Source organism: Mesorhizobium sp. M1A.F.Ca.IN.020.03.2.1 (assembly GCF_004023205.1).
GTDB lineage: Bacteria > Pseudomonadota > Alphaproteobacteria > Rhizobiales > Rhizobiaceae > Mesorhizobium.
The window spans coordinates 1-22,713 of sequence record NZ_RZSV01000084.1 but is presented as its reverse complement, the minus strand read 5'-3'; the positions used below and the strand labels follow the sequence as shown (position 1 = coordinate 22,713).

Below are 22,713 nucleotides of genomic sequence, written 5' to 3'. Positions count from 1 at the left end.
TGGCTGAGCGTTGTCAGACGCAGCCGACGATCGCGATAGGAAGCCTCGATGCTGCCGCTCTGCGACGCCTGGGGGAGGTCGGGATATCCGGTCAGCAGCCGGCCGTTGGCGGTCTCGACCCGGTAGTAGACGCTGTCGCGGTCGCCGGTGTCGAACATCTCGATCGCCGCCGGCGGAATGGTGGCGTCGAGCACGCCTTCGGCCATCGCCACCCGCTCGGCGATCGCGCGCGCCGAGCCGACCAGCATCCGGTCGGTGACCAGATCTGCCGTCGCCAGCGCGTTGCGCTGGCTGGTCCACAGATTGACCGTCACCAGCGCGGTCAGCGGCAGCACCACCCAGGCCAGCAATTGCAGGCGGAGGCTGCTAATTTTCATGGCCCTAATCTTCATGGCGGAGCAGATAGCCAAGGCCGCGCAAGGTGGCGATCTGCACGCGCGAGCCTTCCAGCTTCTTGCGCAGCCGATGCACGTAGATCTCGATGGCGCTGGGATCGGCGTCGGTGTCGAAGTCGTAGATCGCCGTCGAGAGTGCCGCCTTGCTCACCGTGCGCCCCGCCTTGACTACCAGCTGTTCCAGCACCGCATGTTCGCGCGGCGTCAGCGAAAGCGCCGCGCCGCCGAGCGAGAACATCCTGGTGTTGGTGTCGAAGACGAGGTCGCCGCAGGAGATGACGGGCGCTGTCCGGTCGTTGGCACGGCGCAGCTGCACGCGGATGCGCGCTTCCAGTTCCTCGATCTGGAAGGGTTTAGCCAGATAGTCGTCGGCGCCCTCGTTGAGGCCCTTCACCCGGCCGTCGAGACTGGCGTTGGCGGTGAGCACGATGACCGGCACCGGGTTGCCGCGTGCCCTCAGCCGCTTCAGCACCTCCATCCCGCCCATGCGCGGCAGGGCGAGGTCGAGGATGATCAGCGCATGGTCGCCGGCCGCCAGCGCATGCTCGACGTCCTCGCCGTCATGTACCACGTCGACGACGTAGCTCGCCTGGCGCAGCGTCTTGCTCAGCCAATCGGCCAGTTCGCGATTGTCTTCGACAAGCAGGAGCCGCATCGTCCATCGCTGTTCGGCAATGCCTCCATCCGGGTGGCGCCGGGCTTTCGCAAGCGCGGCCCGGCGGTCCGAACGGACAGTTTGAAAGCAATCGATAGTCTCGATCCGCGGACAAGGCAAACGCCGGCTGAAATCGGTTCCGTCGGTCAGCCTGGAGGCCCAATTCGCTCGCGCGATTGATAAAACCGAACGGTTCGGTTCAATTTATGTTGACGGTTCGTGTAACTCAGGTGAACGCTGGCTCGTTGTCCAGACCGTGAAACCTCGTCGGCTAACACTGCAAGTAGTTGATATTCAAACAAAAGAATGTGGCAGCCGCGCTGTTCACGCGATTTCAAGGTCGAACCGAACGGTTCGATTTGCACATCTTCGTGATTGGAAATGGCAACAGGACCGACCCATCTCGGGGTGGTCCGAGCGACGCGAATTTCCATTACGGCACGCCACTTGACGGACAGAATTTTGAAAATCTGGAGTACCTAAAATGAACAAGATTGCTCTTACCGCCGCGGTCCTTCTCGTTGCCACGGGCAGCGCCTTCGCCGGCAGCGACCATTACGGTTCCGACAACGTCAACCAGCCGGCCGTCACCCAGTCGGTTGCGCCGCGGTCGGGCGACAACATCGACCGCAGCATCACCGGTTCGATCCGCAAGTTCGAGCAGCGCGATCTCAGGATCACGCCCGATCAGAACCAGCCGGAATCCGGCCAGGGCATTTGGGGCCGCTAGGCCTCCGTCCCGAACCGATCAGAACCACAACTCTCAAATCTGGAGTAACTGAAATGACCAAGATCGCTCTTACCGCCGCTGCCCTTCTCGTTGCCACTGGTGCTGCTTTCGCCGGCTCCGACAACTACGGTTCGGCTAACGCCAACCAGCCGGCTGCTTCGGTCGACACCTCGTACACCGCTTCGGTCAAGAAGTCTGATGCGAATGTCCAGAAGCCCGTCACCCAGGGCAGCGACCGCGACCTGTTCGGCAACCACTAACCGGCCGCCAGCCCGACCTCTTCAAACTCACCCCTCAAATCTGGAGTAACTGAAATGACCAAGATCGCTCTTACCGCCGCTGCCCTTCTCGTTGCCACCGGTGCCGCTTTCGCCGGTTCCGACAACTACGGTTCGGCCAACGCCCACCAGCCGGCTGCTTCGGTCGATACCTCGTACACCGCTTCGGTCAAGAAGTCTGATGCGAACGTCCAGAAGCCGGTTACCCAGGGCGCCGACCGCGATCTGTTCGGCAACCACTAGACGGTCGATCCTCGATGGATCTCAAAGCGGCGGGTTTGTCCCGCCGCTCTGCTTTTATGGAGCCGGCTATCCGCAGGCCGGCTTGTGTCGTGACTATAGGCCCGGCTGCGCACAGAGGCGCTCTATTCCAAATCCTTCGGCCTGACGAAATGCGTCAGTCGCGCTCCGCCGAAGTCGAGGTTCGCCCAATCCTCCTTCACCGTGAACCGGGCCAGTGCCGCCGTCGGAAACTTCGCTTCGACTTTTTTGAACACGCCCTCATCCGATCCGGTGCCGGCGAGCCGCAGCACGAAATTCTGCAGGCCGGGATTGTGACCAATCACGATCAGGCTGGTGGCTTTCGCCTGCCGCACGCACGCCAGGATGGCGGCCGGCGCCGCCGCGTAGAGCTCCTCGGCGAATTCCGCTGGCCCATGCTTCGGCAATTCGGCGGCGACCAGTCGCCAGGTGTCGCGGGTGCGCAGCGCCGGCGAGACCAGTGCCAGATCCGGCAGCCAGCCGCGCCGCGAAAGCTCGCGCCCGATCAGCGGTGCCGTCTTCAGCCCGCGCGGGGCGAGCGGACGGTCGAAATCGGCGAGCTTGGGATCGTCCCGGCTCGACTTGGCATGGCGCAGCACAAGGAGTTGTCTGGGCGTCGCCATGGCAGTCCTACGGCGTGATGCGCGCCAGCTGTTCGAGGTCGGTTTCCTCGCGCAGCGGGTCGGGCGCCATCACCACTGAAGTGGCGTTGTCGGCGTCGTCGGCGAAATGGGCAAGCACGGTGTGGCCCTTTTCCATGCGCGCCTTGCCTTCGGCGACCAGCCCTAGCGCCAGCGGATAGAGCCGGTGCTCCACCTTCAGCACCCGCGCGGCTAAAGTGTCCTCGTTGTCGCCGACCATCACCGGCACGGCGGCCTGGGCGATGATCGGGCCGTCATCCATCTCGGGCGTGACGAAATGCACGGAGCAGCCATGGATGCGCACGCCCGCGCGGATGGCGCGCGCATGCGTGTCCAGCCCCTTGAAGGCAGGCAGAAGGGCAGGGTGGATGTTGACCATGCGCCCCTGCCATTTTTCGACCAGGCCGCGGCCGAGGATGCGCATATAGCCGGCCAGAGCCACGATCTCGGCGCCGAAGCCGGTAAGCGCGGCATCGATCGCAGCGTCATGTGCGTCCTTGCTCGGATGGTCGGCGCGCTGAATGACCTTGGTGGCGATGCCGCGCGACTGCGCGAGGCCGAGGCCCGCGGCGTTCGCACGATCCGAGATGACGCCGACGATCTCGGTCGGATAGGTCGGGTCGCTGGCTGCCGCGATCAGCGCCGTCATGTTGGAGCCGCGGCCCGAGATCAGGACGACCGTGCGTTTCCTGCTCATAGTTCGATCGAGCCCCGGTAGATGACGCCGGCGTCGCGGCGCGGCACGATCCGACCGATCGGCGTCACCGTCTCGCCGGCTTCCTGCAGCACCGCTGCCACCTGCGCCGCCTGGCCGGAAGCAACGGCGAGGATCATGCCGATGCCGCAGTTGAAGGTGCGCATCATTTCTTGCGGCGCCACGCCGCCGGTCCTGGCGAGCCACGAGAATACAGGCGGTACGTCGATCGCTTCGAGGTCGAGCTCGGCGGAGAAATCCTTGGGCAGCACGCGCGGAATGTTTTCCGGAAAACCGCCGCCGGTGATGTGAGCCAGCGCCTTGATGCCATGCGTGTTGCGGATCGCCTTCAGGATCGACTTCACATAGATGCGCGTCGGCTCGAGCAGCGCTTCGGCGAGGCTGAGCTCATCGTTGAACGGCGCCGGATCGCTCCAGCCAAGCCCGCTGGCGGCAACGATGCGGCGCACCAGCGAAAAGCCGTTGGAGTGGAGGCCGGAGGAGGCGAGGCCAAGCAGCACGTCGCCCTCGACGATGTCGTCGGTGGGCAGCAACTGGCCGCGCTCGGCCGCGCCCACGGCAAAACCGGCAAGGTCGTAATCCTTGTCGTGGTACATGCCGGGCATCTCGGCGGTCTCGCCGCCGATCAGCGCGCAGCCAGCCTGACGGCAGCCTTGCGCGATGCCGCCGACGATGGACGCGCCCTGGTCCGGATCGAGCTTGCCGGTGGCGAAATAGTCGAGGAAGAACAGCGGCTCGGCGCCCTGCACGACGATATCGTTGACGCACATGGCGACGAGGTCGATGCCGATCGTATCGTGCTTGCCGGAATCGATGGCGATCTTGAGCTTGGTGCCGACCCCGTCATTGGCCGCGACCAGCACCGGATCGGTGAAGCCGGCGGCTTTCAAATCGAACAGGCCGCCGAAGCCGCCGATCTCGCCGTCGGCGCCCGGCCGGCGCGTCGCGCGCACGAGCGGCTTGATCTTCTCGACCATGAGATTGCCGGCATCGATATCGACGCCCGCCTCGGCATAGGTGAGCCCGTTCTTGCGCTTGGCCTTGTCGCCGTTGCTCATCTTCGGCTCATCCCTGTTTCCATTGCGGGCTCATCGCATGAATGGTTTCGAGGGGCAAGGCGCGTGAGAGCCAATCTCCCCCCTTGAGAGGGAGATGTCGCCGGAGGCGACAAAGGGGGGTCGCCTCGCGTGGAGCTCCAGCGCCTTGTGCGCCAGAGACCATCTTCCCCCTCGAGCGGGGAGATCCGCAACTCCTCCCTTGCGTGCGCCTCTCATCTCCATCAACTATCTTCCAACAAAACCCATGATGGGACATCACGTGACCATACCTAACATGATCACGATCATGCGGCTGTTGCTGGTGCCGGCCGTGGTGCTGGCCATGCTGCAGGCGCGCTGGGACTGGGCCTTTGCCGGCTTCCTCGTCGCCGGCATCTCCGACGGCGTCGACGGTTTCATCGCTCGCCGCTACCGGTTGTTCTCGCGGCTCGGCGCTTATCTCGATCCGGTCGCCGACAAGCTCCTCCTGGTCTCGGTCTTCGTCGTCATGGGTTATGCCGGGGAACTGCCGCTCTGGCTTGTCGTGACCATGGTCTCGCGCGACGCGCTGATCGTCTGCGCCGTGCTTTTGTCCAGCGTGATGGCGCAGCCGGTCGAGATGAAGCCGCTCTTGGTGTCGAAGGTGAACACCGCCGTGCAGATCGCGCTGGCGGCGCTTGTGCTGGGCGAGCTTGCCTTTTCCATGCATCTCTATCCGCTCCGGCCGGCCCTCATATTGCTCTCGGGGGTCTTGACCGTGGCTTCGGCCGCGGCCTATCTCGTGGCCTGGCTAAGGCATATGAGTGGCTATGGCGAAGGCTCCCGGACGAGCAACACCAAGTCGGGCAATTCCAGAACGGACACCTGACGGCGAAGCCTGGACGGCCGCGGCCTCGACGGCGTTGCGCCGGCAGATCGCATTCTGGCTGATCGTTGCCGTGCTTCTGGCGCTGTTCCTCTATGTCTTCTCCGGCATCCTCTTGCCCTTCGTCGCCGGCATGGTGCTCGCTTATTTTCTCGATCCGGTGGCCGATCGGCTGCAGCGGCTCGGCCTCTCCCGGCTGATGGCGACGGTGGTGATCCTCATTGCCTTCGTCGTCGTCGTAGTGCTCGCCTTCGTTATCCTGGTGCCTGTGCTGGCCACGCAGATGGCCGATTTCGCGCGCAAGCTGCCGGAATACCTCACCCGCCTGCAGTCGCTCATCACCAGCTTCGACCCGAAGTGGCTGGAGCAGCGTTTTGGTGTCAACGCGGCCAGCCTGCGCGAAGGACTGAACTCGCTGCTCACCACCGGCTTCGGGCTGCTCACCACCGTCTTCACCTCGATCTGGAGCTCGGGCGTGGCGCTGGTTTCGGTGGTCAGCCTCTTCGTCGTCACCCCGGTCGTTGCCTTCTACATGCTGCTCGACTGGGACCGCATGGTCGCAGTGGTCGACAGCTGGGTGCCGCGCGACTATGTCGAGACGGTCAGGGCGCTTGCCCGCGAGATCAACACCGCCACCGCCGGCTTCGTGCGCGGGCAGGGCACTCTCTGCCTTGTGCTGGGCGCCATGTACGCCACCGGCCTGACGCTGACGGGGCTGAACTTCGCCATCCTCATCGGCTTCTTCGCCGGGCTGATCTCCTTCATCCCCTATGTCGGCTCGCTGACCGGGCTGGTGCTCGCGGTTGGCGTCGCCTTCGTCCAGTTCTGGCCGGATTGGACGATGATCGTGGCGGTGGCCTGCGTGTTCTTCGTCGGCCAGTTCATCGAGGGCAATATCCTGCAGCCGAGGTTGGTCGGCAAAAGCGTCGGCCTGCATCCGGTTTGGCTGATGTTCGCGCTCTTTGCCTTCGGTGCGCTGTTCGGCTTCGTCGGCCTGCTGATTGCGGTGCCGGCTTCGGCGGCCATTGCCGTGCTGGTGCGCTTTGCGATTGCCCGCTACCTCGAATCGCCGCTCTACAACGGCCATGCCACCGAGCCCGCACCTCCTTTGCCGGCGGATCGCGGCGGCGGCCGCCGCTCACAGCCGCGTGGCTGAAATGGCTGGCGAACGAACCGGTCCACCGCGCCAGCTGCCGCTCGATCTCGGCCACGGTACCGGCTATTCGCGCGACGAGCTCGTCGTCTCAGGCGCCAACGCGCAGGCCGCAGCACTGGTCGACCGCTGGCCGGACTGGCCCGCGCCGGTGGTGGTGCTCGCCGGCCCTCCCGGGTCCGGCAAGACGCATCTCGCCCAGATCTGGCAAGCGCATGCGCACGCTGTCGCCATCGCTCCCGACAGCATCGGCGAGCACATTGGCGGGCTAGGTGCGAGCCCCGCGCTGATTGACGACATCGACAAGCTCTCGATCGACGAGCAAGGCCTGTTCCACCTGATCAACACCGTGCGCGGCGCCGGCTCCACGCTGCTTCTGACGGCGCGGCGCTTTCCCTCGGCCTGGCGCGTCGCGCTGCCGGACCTCATCTCGCGGCTGAAAGCGGCGGCGACCATCGAGATCCACGAGCCGGACGACCTGCTGCTCGCCGGCGTTATCACCAAGCTCTTCGCCGACCGCCAGGTCGAGGTCGAGCCGCATGTCGTGCAATATCTGGTGCGGCGCATCGAACGCTCGCTGGCGACTGCCATGCGGGTCGTGGAGCGCCTCGACCGCGCCGCTCTCGAGCGCAAGACGCCGATCACCCGAGCGCTCGCCGCCGAGACCGTCAGCGCCATGGACGAGGGCCAGGGCGAGTTCGATATTTAGGCTGTCGAGGAAGGCTGTTCCCGGGGTTGTGCGCTCTCTACGCCCATAATCCGGCCAGATGCCGAGCCAGCAGATAGACCCCCGTATGCGTCGCCACGTAGCATGCGGTGACAAAGACGAAGAGCACCAGGCTGGCGATCCGCGACGGGGCGACGCTGCCATTCTGCCTCTTGCTCGGCCGGTTGTTCCAAACCCACAGAGTAGCGCACAGGATTGCCCAGGCGACCGCCACCGGAACCGCGAAGCCATAATAGGCCAAATAGGCCGGGCCGATCAGCGACAGCAGCGCCTCGAGAATAGGCATCCAGAGTCCCCCTTGCCCCGTTTGCCCGGAGTTTAGAGCAACTCCGGGAAAAGCGCGTAGCGGTTTTCCGTCCGGGTTGCGGGATCGTGGCTGTCCCATTTCGAGCCATTGCCCTGGCATCCATCTTGCAGCGTCGAAGAGGCCGGTTGATCCCGGTCCCGGTCACATTGCAGACCGGGTTGTAGGCTCGCCGGGCTCGAGGTTTTGGGGACTCGCCCGGCGGGTTTACTCGGGTCCACGCCGACGGCTCCCTTCAGAGATCAAGGCCTGTTGCTCGATGCTGGACACCTTCAGCCCGTCCTGCCATGGCTGGTGAGCAAGCGCAGCACTTGCACGCTCTTCGGCAGCTCGATCAGGAATTCCGCGTCCCGGTCGAGGTGGTGGACCTGGGTCGGCCCGCCGCCGGTGAAGCGCGCCATTGCCTCGATGCTCTCCCAATAGGAGATCGTCACGAACTCGGAATGGGTCGCCGTGTCCTCGCGAAATGTCTGGACGCCGAGTGCCTTTTCGATGAGCGGCTTGATGCCGGTCTCGTAATTGTAAGCTTCATAATCGTCGGCTTTTTCCGGCAAGGTCCGGCCGCGCCAGATGCGGGCGATGGTGGGGGTCCTTGGAGTGTCGGCCATGGCAACAGAACTTCTGAAGGCCGACAGGGTTCCCGAAGCGCGGGCTCTAAGATGTTCAGGAAACTGGTCGGAGTGGCGTGATTCGAACACGCGACCCCCTGATCCCAAATCAGGTGCGCTACCAGGCTGCGCTACACTCCGAACGGCATCCCCATAGGGTTCCGAACCATTTTGAGCAAGCCCCAAAATGGAAGAGCGGAACGAACGGCGTACATTGGCAGAGTTCGGCACGCAAAGTCCCACGGAAAGTCCCACAGTGTTGCCCAGTCGTTCCCCCTCCTGCTTTCGAGCCGAAGGTCAAAAATGTAATAAGTCTCGATGTCGGCTGCGGGCGATGGGCAGGCGCAGATTACGCGGCGGCGTACGGATGCGCGCCTAGCAACATCTCTATCGACCGCGCCCGCCGTTGAGCTTCGCGTCACCACACATCCACGTAACGAGGCCAGACTCCTGTCAAATTGATCAGCAGGCCTAATGGCGTGTGCGTCAGGGCCGCTATTCGCGTCGGTATCCCTACGAAACTAAACGAACATCATAACGACGGTTGCCCCGATGATGATTCAGGACAAGCCCGCCGATCAGCATCGGCAGCAAGCTGCTGTCACGGTTGATGTTAGACTCGAACAGCCTTGAAACTGCCTTGCCGTTTTTCTTCGGCTTAACCATTCTCGTCTCCTTCCAGAAAGAGCGCTCTTCCCATGCGGTAGTGTGACACCCGTCCAGTCGAAGCCTAGACGCACCAAATTGTCCACACGCAGCCATCTCACGTAGTTCCAGCGTTCCTAGTGGCCCGCTGGCTCGCCCGTCGCCAATGCAGCCGGGGAACGGGGGGCCTACGAGGAAGTTTTCGGGCATCATCGCGGTGTGTAGCGGTCAGGGGTGCTCGGAAATGAGGCCATCGCACCGCGCCCCGCAGGGCAGCGCTGCATCCATACGAGACAACTCCAACCCCTCCGGGGAAATATGCAAATTGGTGGAACTCGGGAGCAGCTGAGTTTCGAGAACCGTCAACGCCTCATCTGCGGATTGTGCAAAGGCGGAGCCGCTCCCGAACCTGAGATGCTGCCGCAGCTCGGCTTCGTCATCAATGCCGTGCCCGCCGGCATACTGGCGCTGTCGCTCTGCTACGGCGCCTACATGACCGAGATCTTCCGCTCCGGCATTCAGAGCATCGATCGGGGCCAATGGGAGGCCTCGCGCTCCATGGGTTCGGCTTCGCCTTGACCATGCGCCGCATCATCCTGCCGCAGGCATTGCCGGTCATCATTCCGCCGACCGGCAACCAGTTCATCTCGATGCTGAAGGATTCTTCGCTGGTCTCCGTCATCGGCGTTTGGGAGCTGATGTTGCTGGCACGAACGCTCGGCCAGAAGACCTTCCAGCACATGGAAATGCTGATCTCGGCCGCCATTATTTATTGGGTGCTGTCGATCTGCCTCGAGCTGATCCAGTCGCGGATCGAACGGCACTACGCCAGGAGCAAAGTGCGATGAGCGCGCGGGTTATCATTGAAGCCAGGGCAGTTTCCAAATGGCACGGCCAGTTCCACGCGCTGAAGGACATCAACCTGACTGTCCACAAAGGCGAGCGCATCGTCATCTGCGGGCCGTCCGGCTCGGGCAAGTCGACACTGATCCGCTGCTTCAACCGCCTCGAAGCGCATCAGGGCGGCGATATCGTCGTCAACGGCGTCGCCCTGCATGGCAAGATGAAGAACGTCGCCGCCGTCCGCTCCAATGTTGGCATGGTGTTCCAGCACTTCAATCTGTTTCCGCATATGACGGTGTTGATGAACTGCATGGCCGGGCCAATGTGGGTCAAAGGTGTTTCCGCCATGGAAGCACGCAAGACCGCTATTCAGTTCCTCGAACGGGTCCGTATTCCCGAGCAGGCGAACAAGTTCCCGGTCCAGCTGTCGGGCGGCCAGCAACAGCGTGTCGCGATCGCCCGCAGCCTGTGCATGAAACCGGACGTCATGCTTTTCGACGAACCGACCTCTGCCCTCGACCCGGAAATGGTCTCGGAGGTGCTGGAGACCATGACTGGATTGGCCCGCGACGGCATGACCATGGTGTGTGTAACGCATGAGATGGGTCTTGCCCGTGCAGTGGCCGACCGCGTCATTTTCATGGACGCTGGGCAGATCGTCGAAGAGGGCACGCCCGACGAGTTTTTCAGTCACCCGCGCCACGAGCGAACGAAATTGTTCCTCAGCCAGATCTTGAAGCACTAGCCTTCCGGGAGAAGGTGGCTTTTCGACTTTCTTGCAGAAAGCGGACAGCCCGCTCTCGGCCCCCAAGTCGGACATCCCTCCCATCGGTCGCACGGCCTAAGGAGGGGAATCCATAAAGGTTCAACGCCGGATCATCGACGATAGCGCGAACGCTGTGAGGGTGTCTCGCACACCGGGCAATGCGGAAATCTCCTGCCAGATCTGCCGTGTGCGATCGGCCTCCGTCGCCTCTACACGGACGACCAGGTCGAATTCGCCGCTCATCACGTCGCAGGCGACGACCTCTGGGATCCGTCGCAGTGCTTGAATGACGTCGCCCCCCCGCATCCGGTCATTGCGATAAACAAACATCAGTGCCGCAATCGTTGAAGACGCGATGCGTCCTTCGCCTGCAATGATCGTATATCCCCGGATTAGGCCATCCCGCTCCAGGCGTTCAATCCGCTGGCGGACGGCGTTGCGAGAAAGATTGACCCTCGCGGCCAGGTCCGCATGCGAGATACGCGCGTTCCTGGTCAGTTCCATAAGAATACGCTCGTCTGCCCGGTCAAGAAGCCTTTTCATGCGGCACCAATAGGAGTTTCTCTAGCTGCAAACAGGCTTTGCGCTGATAGGAACGCGTTCTCGGCACGAACCCGTAGATCAATACTACCTTCCGAAACAGCTATAAAAGTCGCAGCCGCAGCGAGAGCAAAGGCCGCCAGTGCTTGGCGCTCGTTGTCTTGCAACTGGCGGACGCGGCAATACCCCTTGAGAATTGCCTCCGCGCGCTCCCCATCCAGCGCCCCGTTGCTCAGCATCGTCCATCGAACCAACACGTCTGCCAGTTCTGCGATCAGGACATCGTCATGGCGAAGCCTGAAATTGATGATGCCACTGACGCAATCGCCGAGAAAAAACACATTGTCCGGAAACAGCGCCCCATGGATTGGTCCCCTTGGCAGTCCCTCCCTCTTTTCGGGAGAGGCAGGCATCAGCGTTCGATGGATCTGCGCGAGGCGCCGCCCGAGATCGAAACACTGGGCCGGGCTTGCGCAAGCCGATTGCGTGCCCTGGACAAAGCCGACCACCGCCACGAGCTTCCCGGACAGACGGATCGTCGCCCCGCCCGTTTCGGTGCGGAACGTTTTAGGGCAGGGAACACACGCGGCCGACAACAACTCCATGGTCCGAAACGCGCGTTCAAGATCGAACGGCTCAGCGCCGTTTTCAAACAGAGTGACGATGTACTCGCCCCGCTGTGACCGGAAGAGATAGGTCGTCTCGGTATTTCCGTCGGCGATGCCAATCACCGAGGTCAGCGGGGCTATGCCGTAGGCGACCGAAATCGCTTCGCGGTCATCGTCGGAAAGCTGGGTAAATACGGCCATGGTCGATTCGGGAGTTAAATGCGTTTCAGCACAACAGAGGAGGACTGCGCGACGCCGAAAATCTGATCCAGTTGTGCACGGCTGAACGAGCCATCGGCCTCAGCAGCCTGGCGAAGGCTTGTGCCGGAAGCGAGCGCCGCCTTGGCCAAGAGTGCAGCCTTGCTATATCCGACAACTGGATTGAGCGATGCGGCCAGAATGAGCGACTGATCATAGAGAAAGCGGCAGCGATCGGCATCCGCCTCGATGCCGTCGACGCAACGTTCGCGCAGGATATCCATGCCGCGCGCCAGAAGTCGCATCGATTGCAGGATGTTGAGAACGATCACGGGCTCCATCGCGTTTAACTGCAATTGTCCAGCGCTCGCCGCCAGTGTCACCGTCAGATCGTTGCCAATGATTTGAAAACCAATCTGGTTCATCATCTCGGGAATGACTGGGTTGACCTTGCCCGGCATGATCGACGAGCCGGCCTGTCGCGGAGGCAATCTGATTTCACCAAGGCCAGCCCGAGGGCCACTGGAGAGCAGCCTCAAATCGTTACATATCTTGGAAAGCTTGACAGCGATCCGCTTCAGCGTGCCCGAAAACGACACAAAGGCTCCGGTGTCGGACGTTGCTTCCACGAAGTTGCGTGCCGGAACCATTTCAAGCCGAGAAATCTCCGAAAGATGACGGCAGGCGCTGACTGAGAATCCCTCGGGCGCATTTAAGCCGGTGCCGATGGCGGTGCCTCCGAGGTTCATTTCCCGCATCAGTTCCATGGCTTTTCGAAGCTGGATTATGTCTTCGTCAATGGTCTCGGCAAAAGCGTCGAACTCCTGACCAAGGAACATTGGGACCGCGTCCTGCAACTGGGTGCGTCCGACCTTGGCGATATTAGCGAATTCCTCACCCTTTCTGCCAAAGGTATCTCGCAGTCTTTGCTGCGCTTCGAGCACGGCGGCGCAGCCGCGCATCACCGTTACCCGGATGGCCGTCGGATAGACATCGTTAGTCGACTGGGACAGGTTGACATGGTCATTGGGGTGAACCGCGGCGTAGTCGCCCGGCACCTTGCCTATCTCCAAAAGCGCCAGGTTCGCGACCACCTCATTGACGTTCATGTTGGTCGAGGTCCCGGCGCCTCCCTGCATCATGTCGATCGGGAAATGGTCGGTGAGGTCCTCGCAGGTGATCAGTCGATCGCAGGCTCGATCGATTGCATCGGCAACATCGGGAGCCAGTAGTTGCAGCTCCTTGTTGGTTCGTGCAGCCGCCTTTTTGACCATGGCAAGCGATTGAACGAATTCCGGGAAGTCCCGCAGGCGGATTCCGGATACGTCGAAATTCTCCGCTGCCCTCAGCGTGTGGATGCCGAACAGCGCGTCGGCGGGCAGATCCCGCTCGCCGAGCATATCGGTTTCGGTTCTCTCAACGGTCATCATATCCCCTCGCGCAAGAGCCTTAGGCACGCAGCGCCTGGTCAAGATCCTCGATCAGGTCGTCCACCGACTCCAGGCCAATGGAAAGGCGAAAGACGCCGTCTCCCGCGAAGGCGCGGTAGTCGTCGAGCTGAGCGCCCCGCAGACCGTAAGTCGATTTCATCATTTCGTTCGTATCGAGAAGGACAACGATGCTGCGCTGGTGACCAAGCGAAAAGGCGTAGTGCGCTACGCGGAGCCTGTCAGCGAGTTGGGCTGCCATCGCCTGCGGGTCGTCGGTCTGGAAGGTCAGAACTCCCCCGAATACATCCATCTGACGTGTTGCCAAGGCATGCTGCGGATGGCTTTCCAGGCCGGGGTAGGTGACAGACCTGATTCTTGGATGCTTGGCGAGAAAACGGGCGATCTGCATCGCAGAAGCGGACATGGTCCGGAGCCTGGGAAAGAGCGTGTCGATCCCGCGCATGATGAGCCAGGCATTCTGGGCAGACAAAGAAGCGCCGAGATAAACTCCAGTACGAGAGCGGATTTTTTCCACCAGATCCTTGCGCCCGCACACGGCGCCACCCAAGGCGTCGCCGTGCCCGTTGATGAACTTGGTCAGGGAGTGAATGACGAGATCGATGCCGAGTACGGCCGGGCGGGTCGCGACCGGCGTGGCAAGCGTGGAATCGACGGAAACCAGCGCGCCGCGTTCGTGTGCCAGCTTCGCGACTTCGGCCAGATCGGTCAGGCGCAGGATTGGATTGCAGGGGCTTTCGCAGTGGACGAGCCGCGTGTTGGGTCGGAAGGCTGCGACAACGTCGCCAATGACCGACATGTTCACGGCGCTCACCTCGATTCCGTACTCGGGCAATATCCGGTGTGCCAGTTCGTAGGCGCCGGCATAGCAGACGTCGCTGATGATCAGATGGTCCCCCCCTTTGAGAAAGGTCAGGAAGGTGGCTGCGATCGCGGCCACGCCGGTTGCTGTTGCGAGCGCATCCTCCGCACCTTCGAGTGCGGCCATGCGCTGCTCGAGTTGCCGCACGGTCGGATTGGTCCAGCGGGCATACAGAAACGGCAGAGCAGTCAGGTCTGATACCCCGTCCGCGGAAAAGGCGCCGTCACCAGGAACCAACATGTTGTTGACCGACATTGAGATGTTGGGCGCGATAGCCTTCGTGATCGGATCGATGGTCAGTCCGCCGTCGAGCGCCAGGGTTTCCCGATGTAGGACGACACCGCCGCTTACGGGCGACAACAGCGTCATGCGTGCATTCGAGCCCCAACTGTCAGTTGCGAAGGGAGTAGAGATGTTCGAGGACATGGAAGACCTTCCTGCAGAATTCCTTGAATTTCATCGTCTTGGGGCCGAGCTGATAATTCAGCTGCGAACCGGGATTTGCGCCTCGACGAGCCTGAAGGTGCGGGTGATCAGAAGCGTCAGCAAGATGTAGAACACCGTGACGATCATCAGCGGTTCATAAACGAGCAGGGTGTCCTGCCTCACCTTGTACGCGACGGCGTAGAGATCCATCACTGTCACGGTGAAAGCGAGGGGTGTCGCTTTCAGTTGCAGAACCACCTCGCCAGCTATCGTCGGCAGTGCGATACGTATGGCGCGAGGCAGCCAGATCCGTCTCAACAGCGTCCAGGAAGTCATACCGAACGAGCGACCTGCCTCGAGCTCGCCTTTCGGGACGGCGAGAAGCGCACCCCGCAGGACTTCGGCCTCATAGGCGGCGTAGTTGAGCGTGAAACTGAGCGCTGCGAAGAAGAAGCCCTCCCGCACTATCGGCCAGAGGAAGCTCGCGCGCAGCCCTGGTATCATCGGCAGCAGCGAACCGATGCCGTAATAGAGCAACCACAGTTGGATCAAAAGTGGCGTGCCGCGAAGGCAGGTGCAGTAGCAACGGGCAAGCCATTTCAGCCATCGCGGACCGCTGACCTGCGCGAGCGCAAGACCGATCGCCAGAATGAAGCCGACCCCGACGGAGATGACGAGAAGGAGGACCGTCTGAACCGCGCCTGCGGCAATGAGCGGCCAATAGGACGATACCCATGAGAAATTCATCGCGAGCGTCCTAAGCGGTTTTCGGCTGCCCGCGTCGATAGCGGCTCTCGAGGAGGCCGAAGACGACGTTGGAGACAAGCGTGATGACGAGATAGACGGCAGCGGCGACCAGGAAGAACAGAAAATAGTGCTTCGTGTTGCCGGCCGCGATCCGCGTGGCGAGCGCCAACTCCTGATAGCCGACGACCGCGATCAACGCACTGTCCTTCGTCACCGACATCCAGAGGTTGGCAAGCCCAGGCAGGGCATTCGGGATCAATGCCGGCAGAGCGATACGGCGAAACCTCAACCATGGGCGCATGCCGAAGGAACTGGCGGCCTCGATCTGTCCAACAGGAATCGCCAGGATTGCGCCACGAAACACTTCGGTCATGTAGGCGCCCTGGACGATTCCGAGCACTGCGATTGCCGCGACAAACCCGTTGATCTCGACATTGGGAAGCCCGAAGCTCGAGAGAATTCGGTTCAGACCGTCAGTGCCGGCATAGTACAGACCGATAATCAGGATCAGTTCGGGAATGGCCCGAACCGCAGTCGTATAGACGTCGAGAAGAAGCAGGACCGGCGGGTTGCCCTTGAGTTTGCCAAGAGCCCCGCCAAGACCAATCAGCATCCCGAGAAGGTAAGCACCCAACGATATCGAAATGGTGGAAAGCGCGCCTTTGAGAAGCACGCCGCCCCATCCAGGCGGATAGGGGGAAAGCATTTCCAGGATCGACTGGGAGGTCGACATCTGAGTTCAACCTTGATTTTTGGGCGGGAACGAGAGCCGCGAAGCGCGATGCTTCGCAGCCGGCGAACAACGCCGGCGGTGCACCGGCCAATGACCCGAGACAGAACCGGCGGACAAGCGGGCTACGGCAGATGCGCTTACGTCGTCTGCCGTAGCCACACTCATTCACCGTACGGGTCGAAATCGAAGTACTTCTTCGAGATTTCCGCATACTTTCCGTTTGCTCTGACAGCCGTAATTGCTGCATTGAGCTTCTCGCGCAGTGCCTGATCGCCTTTTCTCAGTCCACCGCCGATGCCCGATCCAAGGATGGCCGGATCGTCTTTCACATTTCCCATGTCCTTGCAGCATTCCTTGCCGAAGTCGGATTTGAGGAATTCCGATAGCGGTATGGAATCGCCGAAGACGTAGTCGATCCGGCCGGCGGCAAGATCCTGGAACGCCTCATCGAGCGTCGTGTAGGTTTTTTCCGATGCCTTGTCGGCGAAATATTTCTTGTAGTATTCGGACTGGATGGTCGACACCTGGATACCGATCGTCTTCCCCGAAACATCATCCGGCGAAGCTCCGGTCGTGCCATCCTTGGCGCCAATCAGTTTGCTCGGCGTGTTGTAGTATTTGTCGGTGAAGTCGATCGTCTGCTTGCGCTCGTCGGTGATCGACATCGACGACCAGATGACATCGAATTTTTTCGCCTGAAGCCCTGGAATGAGCCCGTCCCAGGACATGTCGACGACAGAGCAGGTTTCCTTCATCTCGGCGCAGACAGCATCCATCAGCTCGATTTCCCAGCCGACCCACTTGCCGGAGGGGTCTTTGGTGAAGAAGGGCGGATAGGCTTCGTTCATGATGCCAAAGCGAACTTCGGCACTCGCCGTGGCGATTGAAAGCGCGAGCGCGGTCCCTGTCAGCAGGATGGACAGCAATTTCATTCAATTCCCCTTTCTTGAGTTTTCGTCAGGTTGGAAACAGGGAGGGTCAGCCGCTCAACGCGCCGGTAAATTCTCGGCAACGGGCAGTTGTCGGCGCACCGAAGACTTGATCCGGCGACCCTTCTTCTTCGACACGCCCCTGATGCAGGAACATCACGTGACTGGAGACGTCGCGAGCGAATTTCATCTCATGCGTCACGAGGAGCATCGTTCGGCCCTCGTCCGCGAGATCTCGGATAACCTTCAGGACCTCGCCGACAAGTTCAGGATCCAGGGCGGAAGTAGGCTCGTCGAACAGCATCACGGCCGGGTCGACACAAAGGGCACGAGCGATGGACGCGCGCTGCTGTTGGCCGCCCGACAGGAAGGCCGGATAGGCGTGCCGTTTCTCATAAAGTCCGACCTTCGCAAGCAAACTGTCGGCCCGATCGATCGCCTCGCTGCGGCTCACCCCCAGCACATGAACCGGGGCCTCGATGGCATTCTGGAGCACCGTCAGGTGGGGCCAGAGATTGAAACTCTGGAACACCATGGCCAGGCCGGTCCGCATACGCTCGATCTGCCGCCAGTTGGCCGGATACCCCCGTCCGCCTTGGCCGGACTTCATGAGAACCTCTTCGCCATTGATGACAAAGCGGCCGCGATCAGGAATCTCGAGAAAGTTGATGCACCGCAGAAAGGTGCTTTTGCCTGACCCCGAAGACCCGATGAGCGAAATGACATCGCCCTTCTCAGCCGACAGCGATATCCCTCTGAGGACTTCATGGTTGGCATAGCTCTTGTGGACATTGTCCACGAGCAAGGCAGGAGGGGCCTTTTTCGTCATGCCTGTAGTTCCCTGCGGAATTCTGATTGGGTTTGCCGGATAGTAGCCGGCCCGGTATGCGGCATTCCCGCGTATTTGTTATCAGATACGCGGAAGATGAGCGCTCAACCCATCTCTTATGCGGAAAAGCCAGCCTAGGCTCGATTGATGCAGATGACCTTTGGCTGTGTCATCTCTTCGTAGGCAAAGCGAACGCCTTCACGCCCCATGGCGCCATACTTGAAACCGCCGAACGGCATGGCATCAAACCGATAATCGGAAGAGTCGTTGATCATCACTCCTCCTGCCTCGATCTGCCCGGCGGCATCCAATGCGTCGCCGATGTTGTTGGTGAAGACGCCTGCGTGCAGGCTGTATTCGGGACCGTTCGCCATCACGATCGCATCGGCGAGTGTATCGAAGGATTGCAGGAGGACGACGGGCGCGAAGACTTCCTCCGCCCACAATCGACATGTCTTCGGCACACCTTCCAGCACGGTTGGCTGATAGACTGTTCCTGCTCGACGGTGCCCGCACAGGAGCTTTGCTCCCGCGGCAATGGCGTCGTCGACCATCGTCTCCGCGCGTTTGGCCGCCTGTTCCGAAATCATCGGGCCGACGTCGGTATCCTCGCGCTCTGGATTGCCGGCAAGCAGGTTGCGCGTACCAGCCACGAACGCTTCACGGAACCGCTCATAGACCGGCGCCTGGATGATAATCCGCTGGGTGCCGATGCAATTCTGGCCGGCAGCCCAGTACGCGCCCGACACGCACGCATCGACCGCCTTGGCGAAGTCACAATCCGCCAGGACTACGACAGGTGCATTGCCGCCGAGATCCATGGCGAGCTTCTTCAGCCCTGCTGTCCTGGCAATTGCTTCTCCGGTCGCAAAACCTCCGGTGAACGACACCATTCGGACATCGCGCGCCGAGACGATCGCGCTGCCCAGGTCGGCGCCGCCGACAGCGACCGTGATGATCTCCTCAGGCAACCCGGCTTCGACCAGCGTTTCGACAAGGCGGATCGCCGAAAGCGGGGTCAGTTCGGACGGCTTCAGCAAGACGGCGTTGCCGCCGGCGATTGCCGGCCCGAGCTTATGGGCGACGAGATTGAGCGGGTCGTTGTAAGGAGTAATCGCTGCGATGATCCCTAGCGGCTCCCGCGTGAACCAGCCCTGACGCGCCTCGGAACCGGCGTAAGCGTCGAACGGAATGACCTCACCGGCGTTGCGTTTTGCTTCTTCCGCGGAGAGCTTCAGCGTGTTGACGCACCGAGAGGCTTCCTTGCGGGCCTGGACGATGGTTTTGCCGGCTTCCCGTACAATCAAGCGGGCAAAATCTTCGTTCTGGCGCTCGACGGCGCTGGCGGCCCTTTCCAATAAAGTCGCTCGCTGGTGTCTCGGCAGCGCTCTCGACAAGACAGCTCCGGTTTTGGCGCGATTTATGAGCGCCGCAATCTGGTCGGCAGCCGTGCTTTCGACGCTGCCGATCACCGTTCCATCATAGGGATTTCTGACGGCTATCTGCTCGAACACATCGGCGACACGCAATTTTGCAGCGGTCATCACGCGGCCTCCTTCTTGTCGGCGGAAGGGCGGCACTGATGGATGGTGATGATGTCCGAGAGGAGCGCATAGGCCGTCTCGACCCTGCCTGCGCCGGGTCCGGTCACCGTCACCGCGCCGAGAAGGTCTGTCTTGAGCGAGATGGCGTTGATCGCCCCGCCAACGGCGGCGAGCGCATGATCGAGCGCAAGGCGCTGCGGTGCCACACGGGCTGCGATACCACCGTCCTGGCGAACCGAGGCCGAGCCGATCAGCTTCCAGCGATAGCCTTCTCGCGTCGCCGCGTCGATATCGGCCACGGTCAGGCCCGAAATACCCTTGCAGTCCACGTCCTGCGGCGTCAGCTTTCCACCGAGTAGTTCATTTGCGAGGATGACGACTTTCAACCGGACATCGTGACCTTCAACATCGGCAGTAGGGTCGGCTTCCGCATAACCGAGGTCCTTTGCTTCTTTTACCGCCTCCGCGAAGGAAAGCCCGCCCTCCATGCGGCCAAGAACAAAGTTCGAGGTGCCGTTCAGAATCCCTTCGAAACCATGAAGCCCGGCGCCCGCGAGCGTCCTTTGGGCCATACGAATGACCGGGGTGCCGCTCATGACAGCCCCCTCATGTTCAAACATCACGCCGTGCCGCGCCCCGAGTGCCTTCAGCTCCGTGGCCGCCAGGGCAACCGGGCCCTTGTTGGTTGTGACGACGTGCTTGCCGCTTTCGAGTGCCCAACGGCAATGGGATACGGCCGGCTCGCCATCGACCGGATTGGTGAAGGTCGCCTCGGCGACAATGCCAGCCGGAGCCTGCTTGATGACCTTTTCGTTGTCGGCTTCGGCACTGCCGCCGGACAGTTGTGCGAACCCGCCCCTCGCGAATCTGGTTTCCACCAGCATGCGCGCGTCGATTCCGTTGGGAGAAATGACTGAGCCGAGATGGAGATCGGTAACAGCGACGATGTTTAAACGGAAGCCGAGTTCGGCATTCCAACGATCATTGCTTCCTGCGATCAGCTCGGCCAAGGCGCGGTTGACACCGCCGAAACCGATAAGCGCGATATTGTACTGTGTCATGCCAATTCCTCTCGTGAGCGATGGATCGATGATGAACGAGCCGAGAGGCAGGTCGAAGCTCGCAGAATGGCCAAAGAACTGGTCAGCCTGCACGCTGAGCCGGCAAAATGCCCGGAACGCGCAAAACTCATCAATTGTCGCGGGAGAAGCGAGCATCGGCCAAATTTTGACGATTGACCGCGATTGGGAACTATAGTCAGCGGAAAGTCTCAGGTGCGAGGAGAAAATGGCGGAGTTACTGGATCAGTTCGACCGAACCATCCTTGAGATCATGCAGCGGGATTGTCAGATGAAGGCGGAAGCCATTGGAGAGATGGTTGGCCTTTCAGCGTCCGCTGTTCAGCGGCGCATTAAGCGGATGCGGGAGGAACGGATCATCTCCGCGGAAATCGCCCTTGTGGACCGCAAGGTTGCTGGAAGTCCGATGACGTTCATTGTCGGAATGGAGATCGAGCGCGAAAACTACGATGCTCTATCGAAATTCCGGGCTTGGGTCGAGAAACAGGATCACATCCAACAGGTCTACTATGTGACTGGATCAGTGGATCTCGTTGCAATCATCACGGCACAGGATGTGGAGCAGTACGACGAGATCACCGCGCAGATCATGTCCCAAAATCCACAGATCAAGCGAATGCACACCAATGTTGTCCTCAAGGACATAAAAACAGGAATGTTTGTCCCAGTATCGCCATAGCAAATGCGACCGTGGTGATGTTTACAGTCTCGGCAATGCTTGCCGGCGTGGCGGTGATCGTGACCGCGCCGGTAGGCTTCGTTGGTACGCGAAAGCTGTCGGTCCGCTGTCCGAGCATCTGATCCGGGGAAATATGCAAATTGGTGGAACTCGGGAGCAGCTGAGTTTCGAGAACCGTCAACGCCTCATCTGCGGATTGTGCAAGGCGGAGCCGCTCTCGAACCTGAGATGCCCGAAGCAGCCGGCATATTCGCGAAAGGGCAGGGAGGAAGGCGGAAGAGGCTGAGCGCGGCCAAAGGATAGTGTAAATGAGATCGACTGGGTCGTCGTCGGGACCGTCGAAATCCACAGGCGGGACCAAGCGTGTCAAAGACGCGACAGGCGAGGAGATGTTATCCAGTAGAGCGTGCGGGATCGCCACGCCACGACCGATGCCGGTCGAGGCGAGGCGCTCGCGGTCGAAAAGACCGCGGAGAACCACCTTCTCGTCAAGTCCACTCCTTCGAGCGATCCTGATCGCGATTTTCGACAAGGCTGATTGCTTTCCCTTTGTCACAAGGTCAAGCGAGATGTCTTCTTCCGACAAGATGGGGGAGATCATCGGGGTCAAACCTCCGCGTCGATCCAAACGCAAGCGCAAATGAGTGTTCAGCCGCGCTGCTTAGGCAGAGCCGAAATCACTTTCGAATGAAGTTCAGATCCTGGCCGTCCCGGACGCGAAGCCAGGGCCCTCTCGCGTCCGGGTTAATGGCCCGTTTTGAGGCGTTTCGGCATTCGCCGGAAATCGAGGTTAAAAATACGCATAGCAGTTTGAAGGTAGTGAAAGATTTTTCGAAATCAAGCAAACCGTACGCGACCTGACGAGCAAAAATAGTGCACTGAGACAACAGTTAATTTCGTTTGACGACCGGAACAGTCTCCTGCTTGCTGGTTGGACGCGATAAGGCCGTCTCACCAATGAATATCAGTTGTCGACCTTCCTATAGATCAACGGTGGTCGCATTTTTAGTTCAACAAGGAGATACCGTGATGAAAAAACTCATCCTCGCAGTTGCCTTCACAGCGGGCAGTTCGCTTTGCGCCATGGCGGCGGATGAGGTCACCAAAGCCCCACCAGCGGCTCCTTACGAACAGGTCAGCAAGCTCGTGAAGCTGCCCGACTTCCTGCCGGGCATGGGCCAACTTTTCGTCGATCCGACGACATTGCCTGCCGGCCCGTTCCTTGCCTATGACCATGACGGCAAGCTTGTCAGCACCATCTACATGCTGCCGATCAAGGATCTCAATCCGGACAAGCGTTTGGACGACCTCAAGGCGCCGGGCGGCAATGTCGACCATGTCGACATCTACTACAATGCCGGGCATCCCGGCGTTCCGGAACCGCACGCCCACGTCGTGTTGTGGCACGTCTCTGCCGCCGACGAAGCACGTGTCGCCAAATGAGCGTCACACGTCGTCAGGTACTGGG

General features: G+C 61.0%; 28 protein-coding genes, 1 tRNA gene and 1 pseudogene. 10 read left to right on the top strand and 20 right to left on the bottom strand.

The genetic code is table 11. The annotated features are described in order from the left end of the window. Positions 1–377 (bottom strand): sensor histidine kinase N-terminal domain-containing protein (locus EOA79_RS15655; protein ID WP_206639247.1); only part of this gene is annotated, 377 nt, incomplete at its 3' end. Positions 378–381: 4 nt separating this feature from the next. Next, a complete protein-coding gene (locus EOA79_RS15650) occupies positions 382–1,050 on the bottom strand; it encodes a response regulator (protein ID WP_095826473.1) in 669 nt (222 codons plus the stop codon). Between the two features lie 484 nt (positions 1,051–1,534). Here EOA79_RS15650 and EOA79_RS15645 point away from each other — a divergent pair, with 484 nt between their 5' ends. Genes EOA79_RS15645 through EOA79_RS15635 form a run of 3 tightly spaced genes read left to right on the top strand, consistent with a single transcriptional unit; the run spans position 1,535 to position 2,301 of the window. After that, on the top strand, positions 1,535–1,780 hold the full coding sequence (locus EOA79_RS15645; protein ID WP_066995852.1) for a DUF680 domain-containing protein: 246 nt from the start codon (positions 1,535–1,537) through the stop codon (positions 1,778–1,780). 53 nt (positions 1,781–1,833) lie between these two features. Further along, the gene (locus EOA79_RS15640; RefSeq protein ID WP_066995857.1) at positions 1,834–2,040 is read left to right on the top strand and encodes a DUF680 domain-containing protein; all 207 of its coding nucleotides are present in this window, start codon (positions 1,834–1,836) and stop codon (positions 2,038–2,040) included. A 54-nt stretch (positions 2,041–2,094) separates the two neighbouring features. After that, positions 2,095–2,301 (top strand): DUF680 domain-containing protein, encoded by a 207-nt coding sequence (locus tag EOA79_RS15635; RefSeq protein ID WP_067330449.1) that lies wholly within the window; start codon positions 2,095–2,097, stop codon positions 2,299–2,301. 122 nt (positions 2,302–2,423) lie between these two features. Here EOA79_RS15635 and EOA79_RS15630 read toward each other — a convergent pair whose 3' ends face one another. From EOA79_RS15630 to purM, 3 genes are read right to left on the bottom strand one after another with little or no spacing between them, the layout of a single operon-like run. Continuing rightward, a complete protein-coding gene (locus EOA79_RS15630; RefSeq protein WP_067330453.1) occupies positions 2,424–2,942 on the bottom strand; it encodes a histidine phosphatase family protein in 519 nt (172 codons plus the stop codon). A gap of 7 nt (positions 2,943–2,949) precedes the next feature. After that, complete coding sequence (gene purN / locus EOA79_RS15625; protein WP_066995863.1) at positions 2,950–3,657, bottom strand: phosphoribosylglycinamide formyltransferase; 708 nt, start codon at positions 3,655–3,657, stop codon at positions 2,950–2,952. Then, positions 3,654–4,733 (bottom strand): phosphoribosylformylglycinamidine cyclo-ligase, encoded by a 1,080-nt coding sequence (gene purM / locus EOA79_RS15620; RefSeq protein WP_095826474.1) that lies wholly within the window; start codon positions 4,731–4,733, stop codon positions 3,654–3,656. Before purM ends, purN begins: the two co-directional genes overlap by 4 nt. Positions 4,734–4,992: 259 nt before the next feature. Here purM and EOA79_RS15615 point away from each other — a divergent pair, with 259 nt between their 5' ends. Genes EOA79_RS15615 through hdaA form a run of 3 tightly spaced genes read left to right on the top strand, consistent with a single transcriptional unit; the run spans position 4,993 to position 7,439 of the window. Further along, the gene (locus tag EOA79_RS15615) at positions 4,993–5,580 is read left to right on the top strand and encodes a CDP-alcohol phosphatidyltransferase family protein (RefSeq protein ID WP_095826478.1); all 588 of its coding nucleotides are present in this window, start codon (positions 4,993–4,995) and stop codon (positions 5,578–5,580) included. After that, the gene (locus EOA79_RS15610; RefSeq protein ID WP_095826475.1) at positions 5,522–6,733 is read left to right on the top strand and encodes an AI-2E family transporter; all 1,212 of its coding nucleotides are present in this window, start codon (positions 5,522–5,524) and stop codon (positions 6,731–6,733) included. Before EOA79_RS15615 ends, EOA79_RS15610 begins: the two co-directional genes overlap by 59 nt. Position 6,734: 1 nt before the next feature. Beyond that, on the top strand, positions 6,735–7,439 hold the full coding sequence (hdaA, locus tag EOA79_RS15605) for a DnaA regulatory inactivator HdaA (protein ID WP_095826476.1): 705 nt from the start codon (positions 6,735–6,737) through the stop codon (positions 7,437–7,439). A gap of 37 nt (positions 7,440–7,476) precedes the next feature. On the opposite strand, the gene EOA79_RS15600 is transcribed toward hdaA, so the two are convergent. From EOA79_RS15600 to EOA79_RS32795, 4 genes are all read right to left on the bottom strand, one after another. Further along, positions 7,477–7,743 carry a hypothetical protein gene (locus EOA79_RS15600; protein WP_095826477.1) on the bottom strand — a complete coding sequence of 89 codons (267 nt, stop codon included), beginning with the start codon at positions 7,741–7,743 and terminating at the stop codon, positions 7,477–7,479. A 290-nt stretch (positions 7,744–8,033) separates the two neighbouring features. After that, positions 8,034–8,369 (bottom strand): hypothetical protein, encoded by a 336-nt coding sequence (locus tag EOA79_RS15595; protein WP_095800029.1) that lies wholly within the window; start codon positions 8,367–8,369, stop codon positions 8,034–8,036. A gap of 64 nt (positions 8,370–8,433) precedes the next feature. Beyond that, positions 8,434–8,510, bottom strand: a tRNA-Pro gene (locus tag EOA79_RS15590). A 372-nt stretch (positions 8,511–8,882) separates the two neighbouring features. Beyond that, a complete protein-coding gene (locus tag EOA79_RS32795; RefSeq protein WP_164747329.1) occupies positions 8,883–9,035 on the bottom strand; it encodes a hypothetical protein in 153 nt (50 codons plus the stop codon). Between the two features lie 396 nt (positions 9,036–9,431). On the opposite strand from EOA79_RS32795, the pseudogene EOA79_RS15585 reads away from it, so the two are divergent. Both EOA79_RS15585 and EOA79_RS15580 read left to right on the top strand, forming a co-directional pair. Beyond that, positions 9,432–9,862, top strand: a pseudogene (locus tag EOA79_RS15585) (amino acid ABC transporter permease); the annotation flags it as partial. After that, positions 9,859–10,602 carry an amino acid ABC transporter ATP-binding protein gene (locus tag EOA79_RS15580; RefSeq protein WP_127335821.1) on the top strand — a complete coding sequence of 248 codons (744 nt, stop codon included), beginning with the start codon at positions 9,859–9,861 and terminating at the stop codon, positions 10,600–10,602. The pseudogene EOA79_RS15585 and the gene EOA79_RS15580, both read left to right, overlap by 4 nt. A 120-nt stretch (positions 10,603–10,722) precedes the next feature. Here the strand turns inward: EOA79_RS15580 and EOA79_RS15575 are convergent, their stop codons facing one another. The 10 genes from EOA79_RS15575 to EOA79_RS15530 all read right to left on the bottom strand — a co-directional run bounded on the left by EOA79_RS15575 (position 10,723) and on the right by EOA79_RS15530 (position 20,548). Further along, entirely contained in the window at positions 10,723–11,166 is a 444-nt protein-coding gene (locus EOA79_RS15575; RefSeq protein ID WP_067330474.1) for an Lrp/AsnC family transcriptional regulator, read from the bottom strand. Next, positions 11,163–11,972 (bottom strand): phosphotransferase, encoded by an 810-nt coding sequence (locus EOA79_RS15570; RefSeq protein WP_095800027.1) that lies wholly within the window; start codon positions 11,970–11,972, stop codon positions 11,163–11,165. The genes EOA79_RS15575 and EOA79_RS15570 overlap by 4 nt, the downstream gene beginning before the upstream one ends. 14 nt (positions 11,973–11,986) lie before the next feature. Beyond that, the gene (locus EOA79_RS15565; RefSeq protein ID WP_127335822.1) at positions 11,987–13,396 is read right to left on the bottom strand and encodes an aspartate ammonia-lyase; all 1,410 of its coding nucleotides are present in this window, start codon (positions 13,394–13,396) and stop codon (positions 11,987–11,989) included. Positions 13,397–13,418: 22 nt separating this feature from the next. After that, positions 13,419–14,648: an aminotransferase class I/II-fold pyridoxal phosphate-dependent enzyme gene (locus EOA79_RS15560; protein WP_128293084.1), complete on the bottom strand. Its 1,230-nt coding sequence runs from the start codon at positions 14,646–14,648 to the stop codon at positions 13,419–13,421. A gap of 114 nt (positions 14,649–14,762) precedes the next feature. After that, positions 14,763–15,452 (bottom strand): ABC transporter permease, encoded by a 690-nt coding sequence (locus EOA79_RS15555; protein ID WP_095800025.1) that lies wholly within the window; start codon positions 15,450–15,452, stop codon positions 14,763–14,765. A 10-nt stretch (positions 15,453–15,462) separates the two neighbouring features. Further along, positions 15,463–16,185, bottom strand: coding sequence for an ABC transporter permease subunit (locus tag EOA79_RS15550; RefSeq protein ID WP_067330484.1), 723 nt, complete (start codon positions 16,183–16,185; stop codon positions 15,463–15,465). A 161-nt stretch (positions 16,186–16,346) separates the two neighbouring features. Then, positions 16,347–17,117, bottom strand: coding sequence for a transporter substrate-binding domain-containing protein (locus EOA79_RS15545; protein ID WP_067330488.1), 771 nt, complete (start codon positions 17,115–17,117; stop codon positions 16,347–16,349). A gap of 46 nt (positions 17,118–17,163) precedes the next feature. Then, positions 17,164–17,943 carry an ABC transporter ATP-binding protein gene (locus tag EOA79_RS15540; RefSeq protein WP_127334736.1) on the bottom strand — a complete coding sequence of 260 codons (780 nt, stop codon included), beginning with the start codon at positions 17,941–17,943 and terminating at the stop codon, positions 17,164–17,166. A gap of 134 nt (positions 17,944–18,077) precedes the next feature. Next, positions 18,078–19,487, bottom strand: a complete 1,410-nt coding sequence (locus tag EOA79_RS15535) for an aldehyde dehydrogenase family protein (RefSeq protein ID WP_127334737.1) — start codon at positions 19,485–19,487, stop codon at positions 18,078–18,080. Continuing rightward, positions 19,487–20,548, bottom strand: coding sequence for a homoserine dehydrogenase (locus EOA79_RS15530; protein WP_127334753.1), 1,062 nt, complete (start codon positions 20,546–20,548; stop codon positions 19,487–19,489). The genes EOA79_RS15535 and EOA79_RS15530 overlap by 1 nt, the downstream gene beginning before the upstream one ends. A gap of 226 nt (positions 20,549–20,774) precedes the next feature. Between EOA79_RS15530 and EOA79_RS15525 the strand changes: the two genes are divergently transcribed. Beyond that, positions 20,775–21,245 carry an Lrp/AsnC family transcriptional regulator gene (locus EOA79_RS15525; RefSeq protein ID WP_067330495.1) on the top strand — a complete coding sequence of 157 codons (471 nt, stop codon included), beginning with the start codon at positions 20,775–20,777 and terminating at the stop codon, positions 21,243–21,245. Here EOA79_RS15525 and EOA79_RS15520 read toward each other — a convergent pair. After that, positions 21,202–21,846, bottom strand: a complete 645-nt coding sequence (locus EOA79_RS15520) for a PTS sugar transporter subunit IIA (RefSeq protein ID WP_127334738.1) — start codon at positions 21,844–21,846, stop codon at positions 21,202–21,204. The two genes, EOA79_RS15525 and EOA79_RS15520, sit on opposite strands and share 44 nt — an antisense overlap. 428 nt (positions 21,847–22,274) lie before the next feature. On the opposite strand from EOA79_RS15520, the gene EOA79_RS15515 reads away from it, so the two are divergent. Further along, positions 22,275–22,688 carry a DUF5602 domain-containing protein gene (locus EOA79_RS15515; protein WP_127334739.1) on the top strand — a complete coding sequence of 138 codons (414 nt, stop codon included), beginning with the start codon at positions 22,275–22,277 and terminating at the stop codon, positions 22,686–22,688. Positions 22,689–22,713 lie beyond the last annotated feature (25 nt).

Coding starts and splice junctions, on each gene's coding strand:
- EOA79_RS15650 (WP_095826473.1), bottom strand. CDS start 1,050: ATGCGGCTCCTGCTTGTCGAAGACAATCGCGAACTGGCCGATTGGCTG.
- EOA79_RS15645 (WP_066995852.1), top strand. CDS start 1,535: ATGAACAAGATTGCTCTTACCGCCGCGGTCCTTCTCGTTGCCACGGGC.
- EOA79_RS15640 (WP_066995857.1), top strand. CDS start 1,834: ATGACCAAGATCGCTCTTACCGCCGCTGCCCTTCTCGTTGCCACTGGT.
- EOA79_RS15635 (WP_067330449.1), top strand. CDS start 2,095: ATGACCAAGATCGCTCTTACCGCCGCTGCCCTTCTCGTTGCCACCGGT.
- EOA79_RS15630 (WP_067330453.1), bottom strand. CDS start 2,942: ATGGCGACGCCCAGACAACTCCTTGTGCTGCGCCATGCCAAGTCGAGC.
- purN (WP_066995863.1), bottom strand. CDS start 3,657: ATGAGCAGGAAACGCACGGTCGTCCTGATCTCGGGCCGCGGCTCCAAC.
- purM (WP_095826474.1), bottom strand. CDS start 4,733: ATGAGCAACGGCGACAAGGCCAAGCGCAAGAACGGGCTCACCTATGCC.
- EOA79_RS15610 (WP_095826475.1), top strand. CDS start 5,522: ATGGCGAAGGCTCCCGGACGAGCAACACCAAGTCGGGCAATTCCAGAA.
- hdaA (WP_095826476.1), top strand. CDS start 6,735: ATGGCTGGCGAACGAACCGGTCCACCGCGCCAGCTGCCGCTCGATCTC.
- EOA79_RS15600 (WP_095826477.1), bottom strand. CDS start 7,743: ATGCCTATTCTCGAGGCGCTGCTGTCGCTGATCGGCCCGGCCTATTTG.
- EOA79_RS15595 (WP_095800029.1), bottom strand. CDS start 8,369: ATGGCCGACACTCCAAGGACCCCCACCATCGCCCGCATCTGGCGCGGC.
- EOA79_RS32795 (WP_164747329.1), bottom strand. CDS start 9,035: ATGGTTAAGCCGAAGAAAAACGGCAAGGCAGTTTCAAGGCTGTTCGAG.
- EOA79_RS15580 (WP_127335821.1), top strand. CDS start 9,859: ATGAGCGCGCGGGTTATCATTGAAGCCAGGGCAGTTTCCAAATGGCAC.
- EOA79_RS15575 (WP_067330474.1), bottom strand. CDS start 11,166: ATGAAAAGGCTTCTTGACCGGGCAGACGAGCGTATTCTTATGGAACTG.
- EOA79_RS15570 (WP_095800027.1), bottom strand. CDS start 11,972: ATGGCCGTATTTACCCAGCTTTCCGACGATGACCGCGAAGCGATTTCG.
- EOA79_RS15565 (WP_127335822.1), bottom strand. CDS start 13,396: ATGACCGTTGAGAGAACCGAAACCGATATGCTCGGCGAGCGGGATCTG.
- EOA79_RS15560 (WP_128293084.1), bottom strand. CDS start 14,648: ATGACGCTGTTGTCGCCCGTAAGCGGCGGTGTCGTCCTACATCGGGAA.
- EOA79_RS15555 (WP_095800025.1), bottom strand. CDS start 15,452: ATGAATTTCTCATGGGTATCGTCCTATTGGCCGCTCATTGCCGCAGGC.
- EOA79_RS15550 (WP_067330484.1), bottom strand. CDS start 16,185: ATGTCGACCTCCCAGTCGATCCTGGAAATGCTTTCCCCCTATCCGCCT.
- EOA79_RS15545 (WP_067330488.1), bottom strand. CDS start 17,117: ATGAAATTGCTGTCCATCCTGCTGACAGGGACCGCGCTCGCGCTTTCA.
- EOA79_RS15540 (WP_127334736.1), bottom strand. CDS start 17,943: ATGACGAAAAAGGCCCCTCCTGCCTTGCTCGTGGACAATGTCCACAAG.
- EOA79_RS15535 (WP_127334737.1), bottom strand. CDS start 19,487: ATGACCGCTGCAAAATTGCGTGTCGCCGATGTGTTCGAGCAGATAGCC.
- EOA79_RS15530 (WP_127334753.1), bottom strand. CDS start 20,548: ATGACACAGTACAATATCGCGCTTATCGGTTTCGGCGGTGTCAACCGC.
- EOA79_RS15525 (WP_067330495.1), top strand. CDS start 20,775: ATGGCGGAGTTACTGGATCAGTTCGACCGAACCATCCTTGAGATCATG.
- EOA79_RS15520 (WP_127334738.1), bottom strand. CDS start 21,846: ATGATCTCCCCCATCTTGTCGGAAGAAGACATCTCGCTTGACCTTGTG.
- EOA79_RS15515 (WP_127334739.1), top strand. CDS start 22,275: ATGAAAAAACTCATCCTCGCAGTTGCCTTCACAGCGGGCAGTTCGCTT.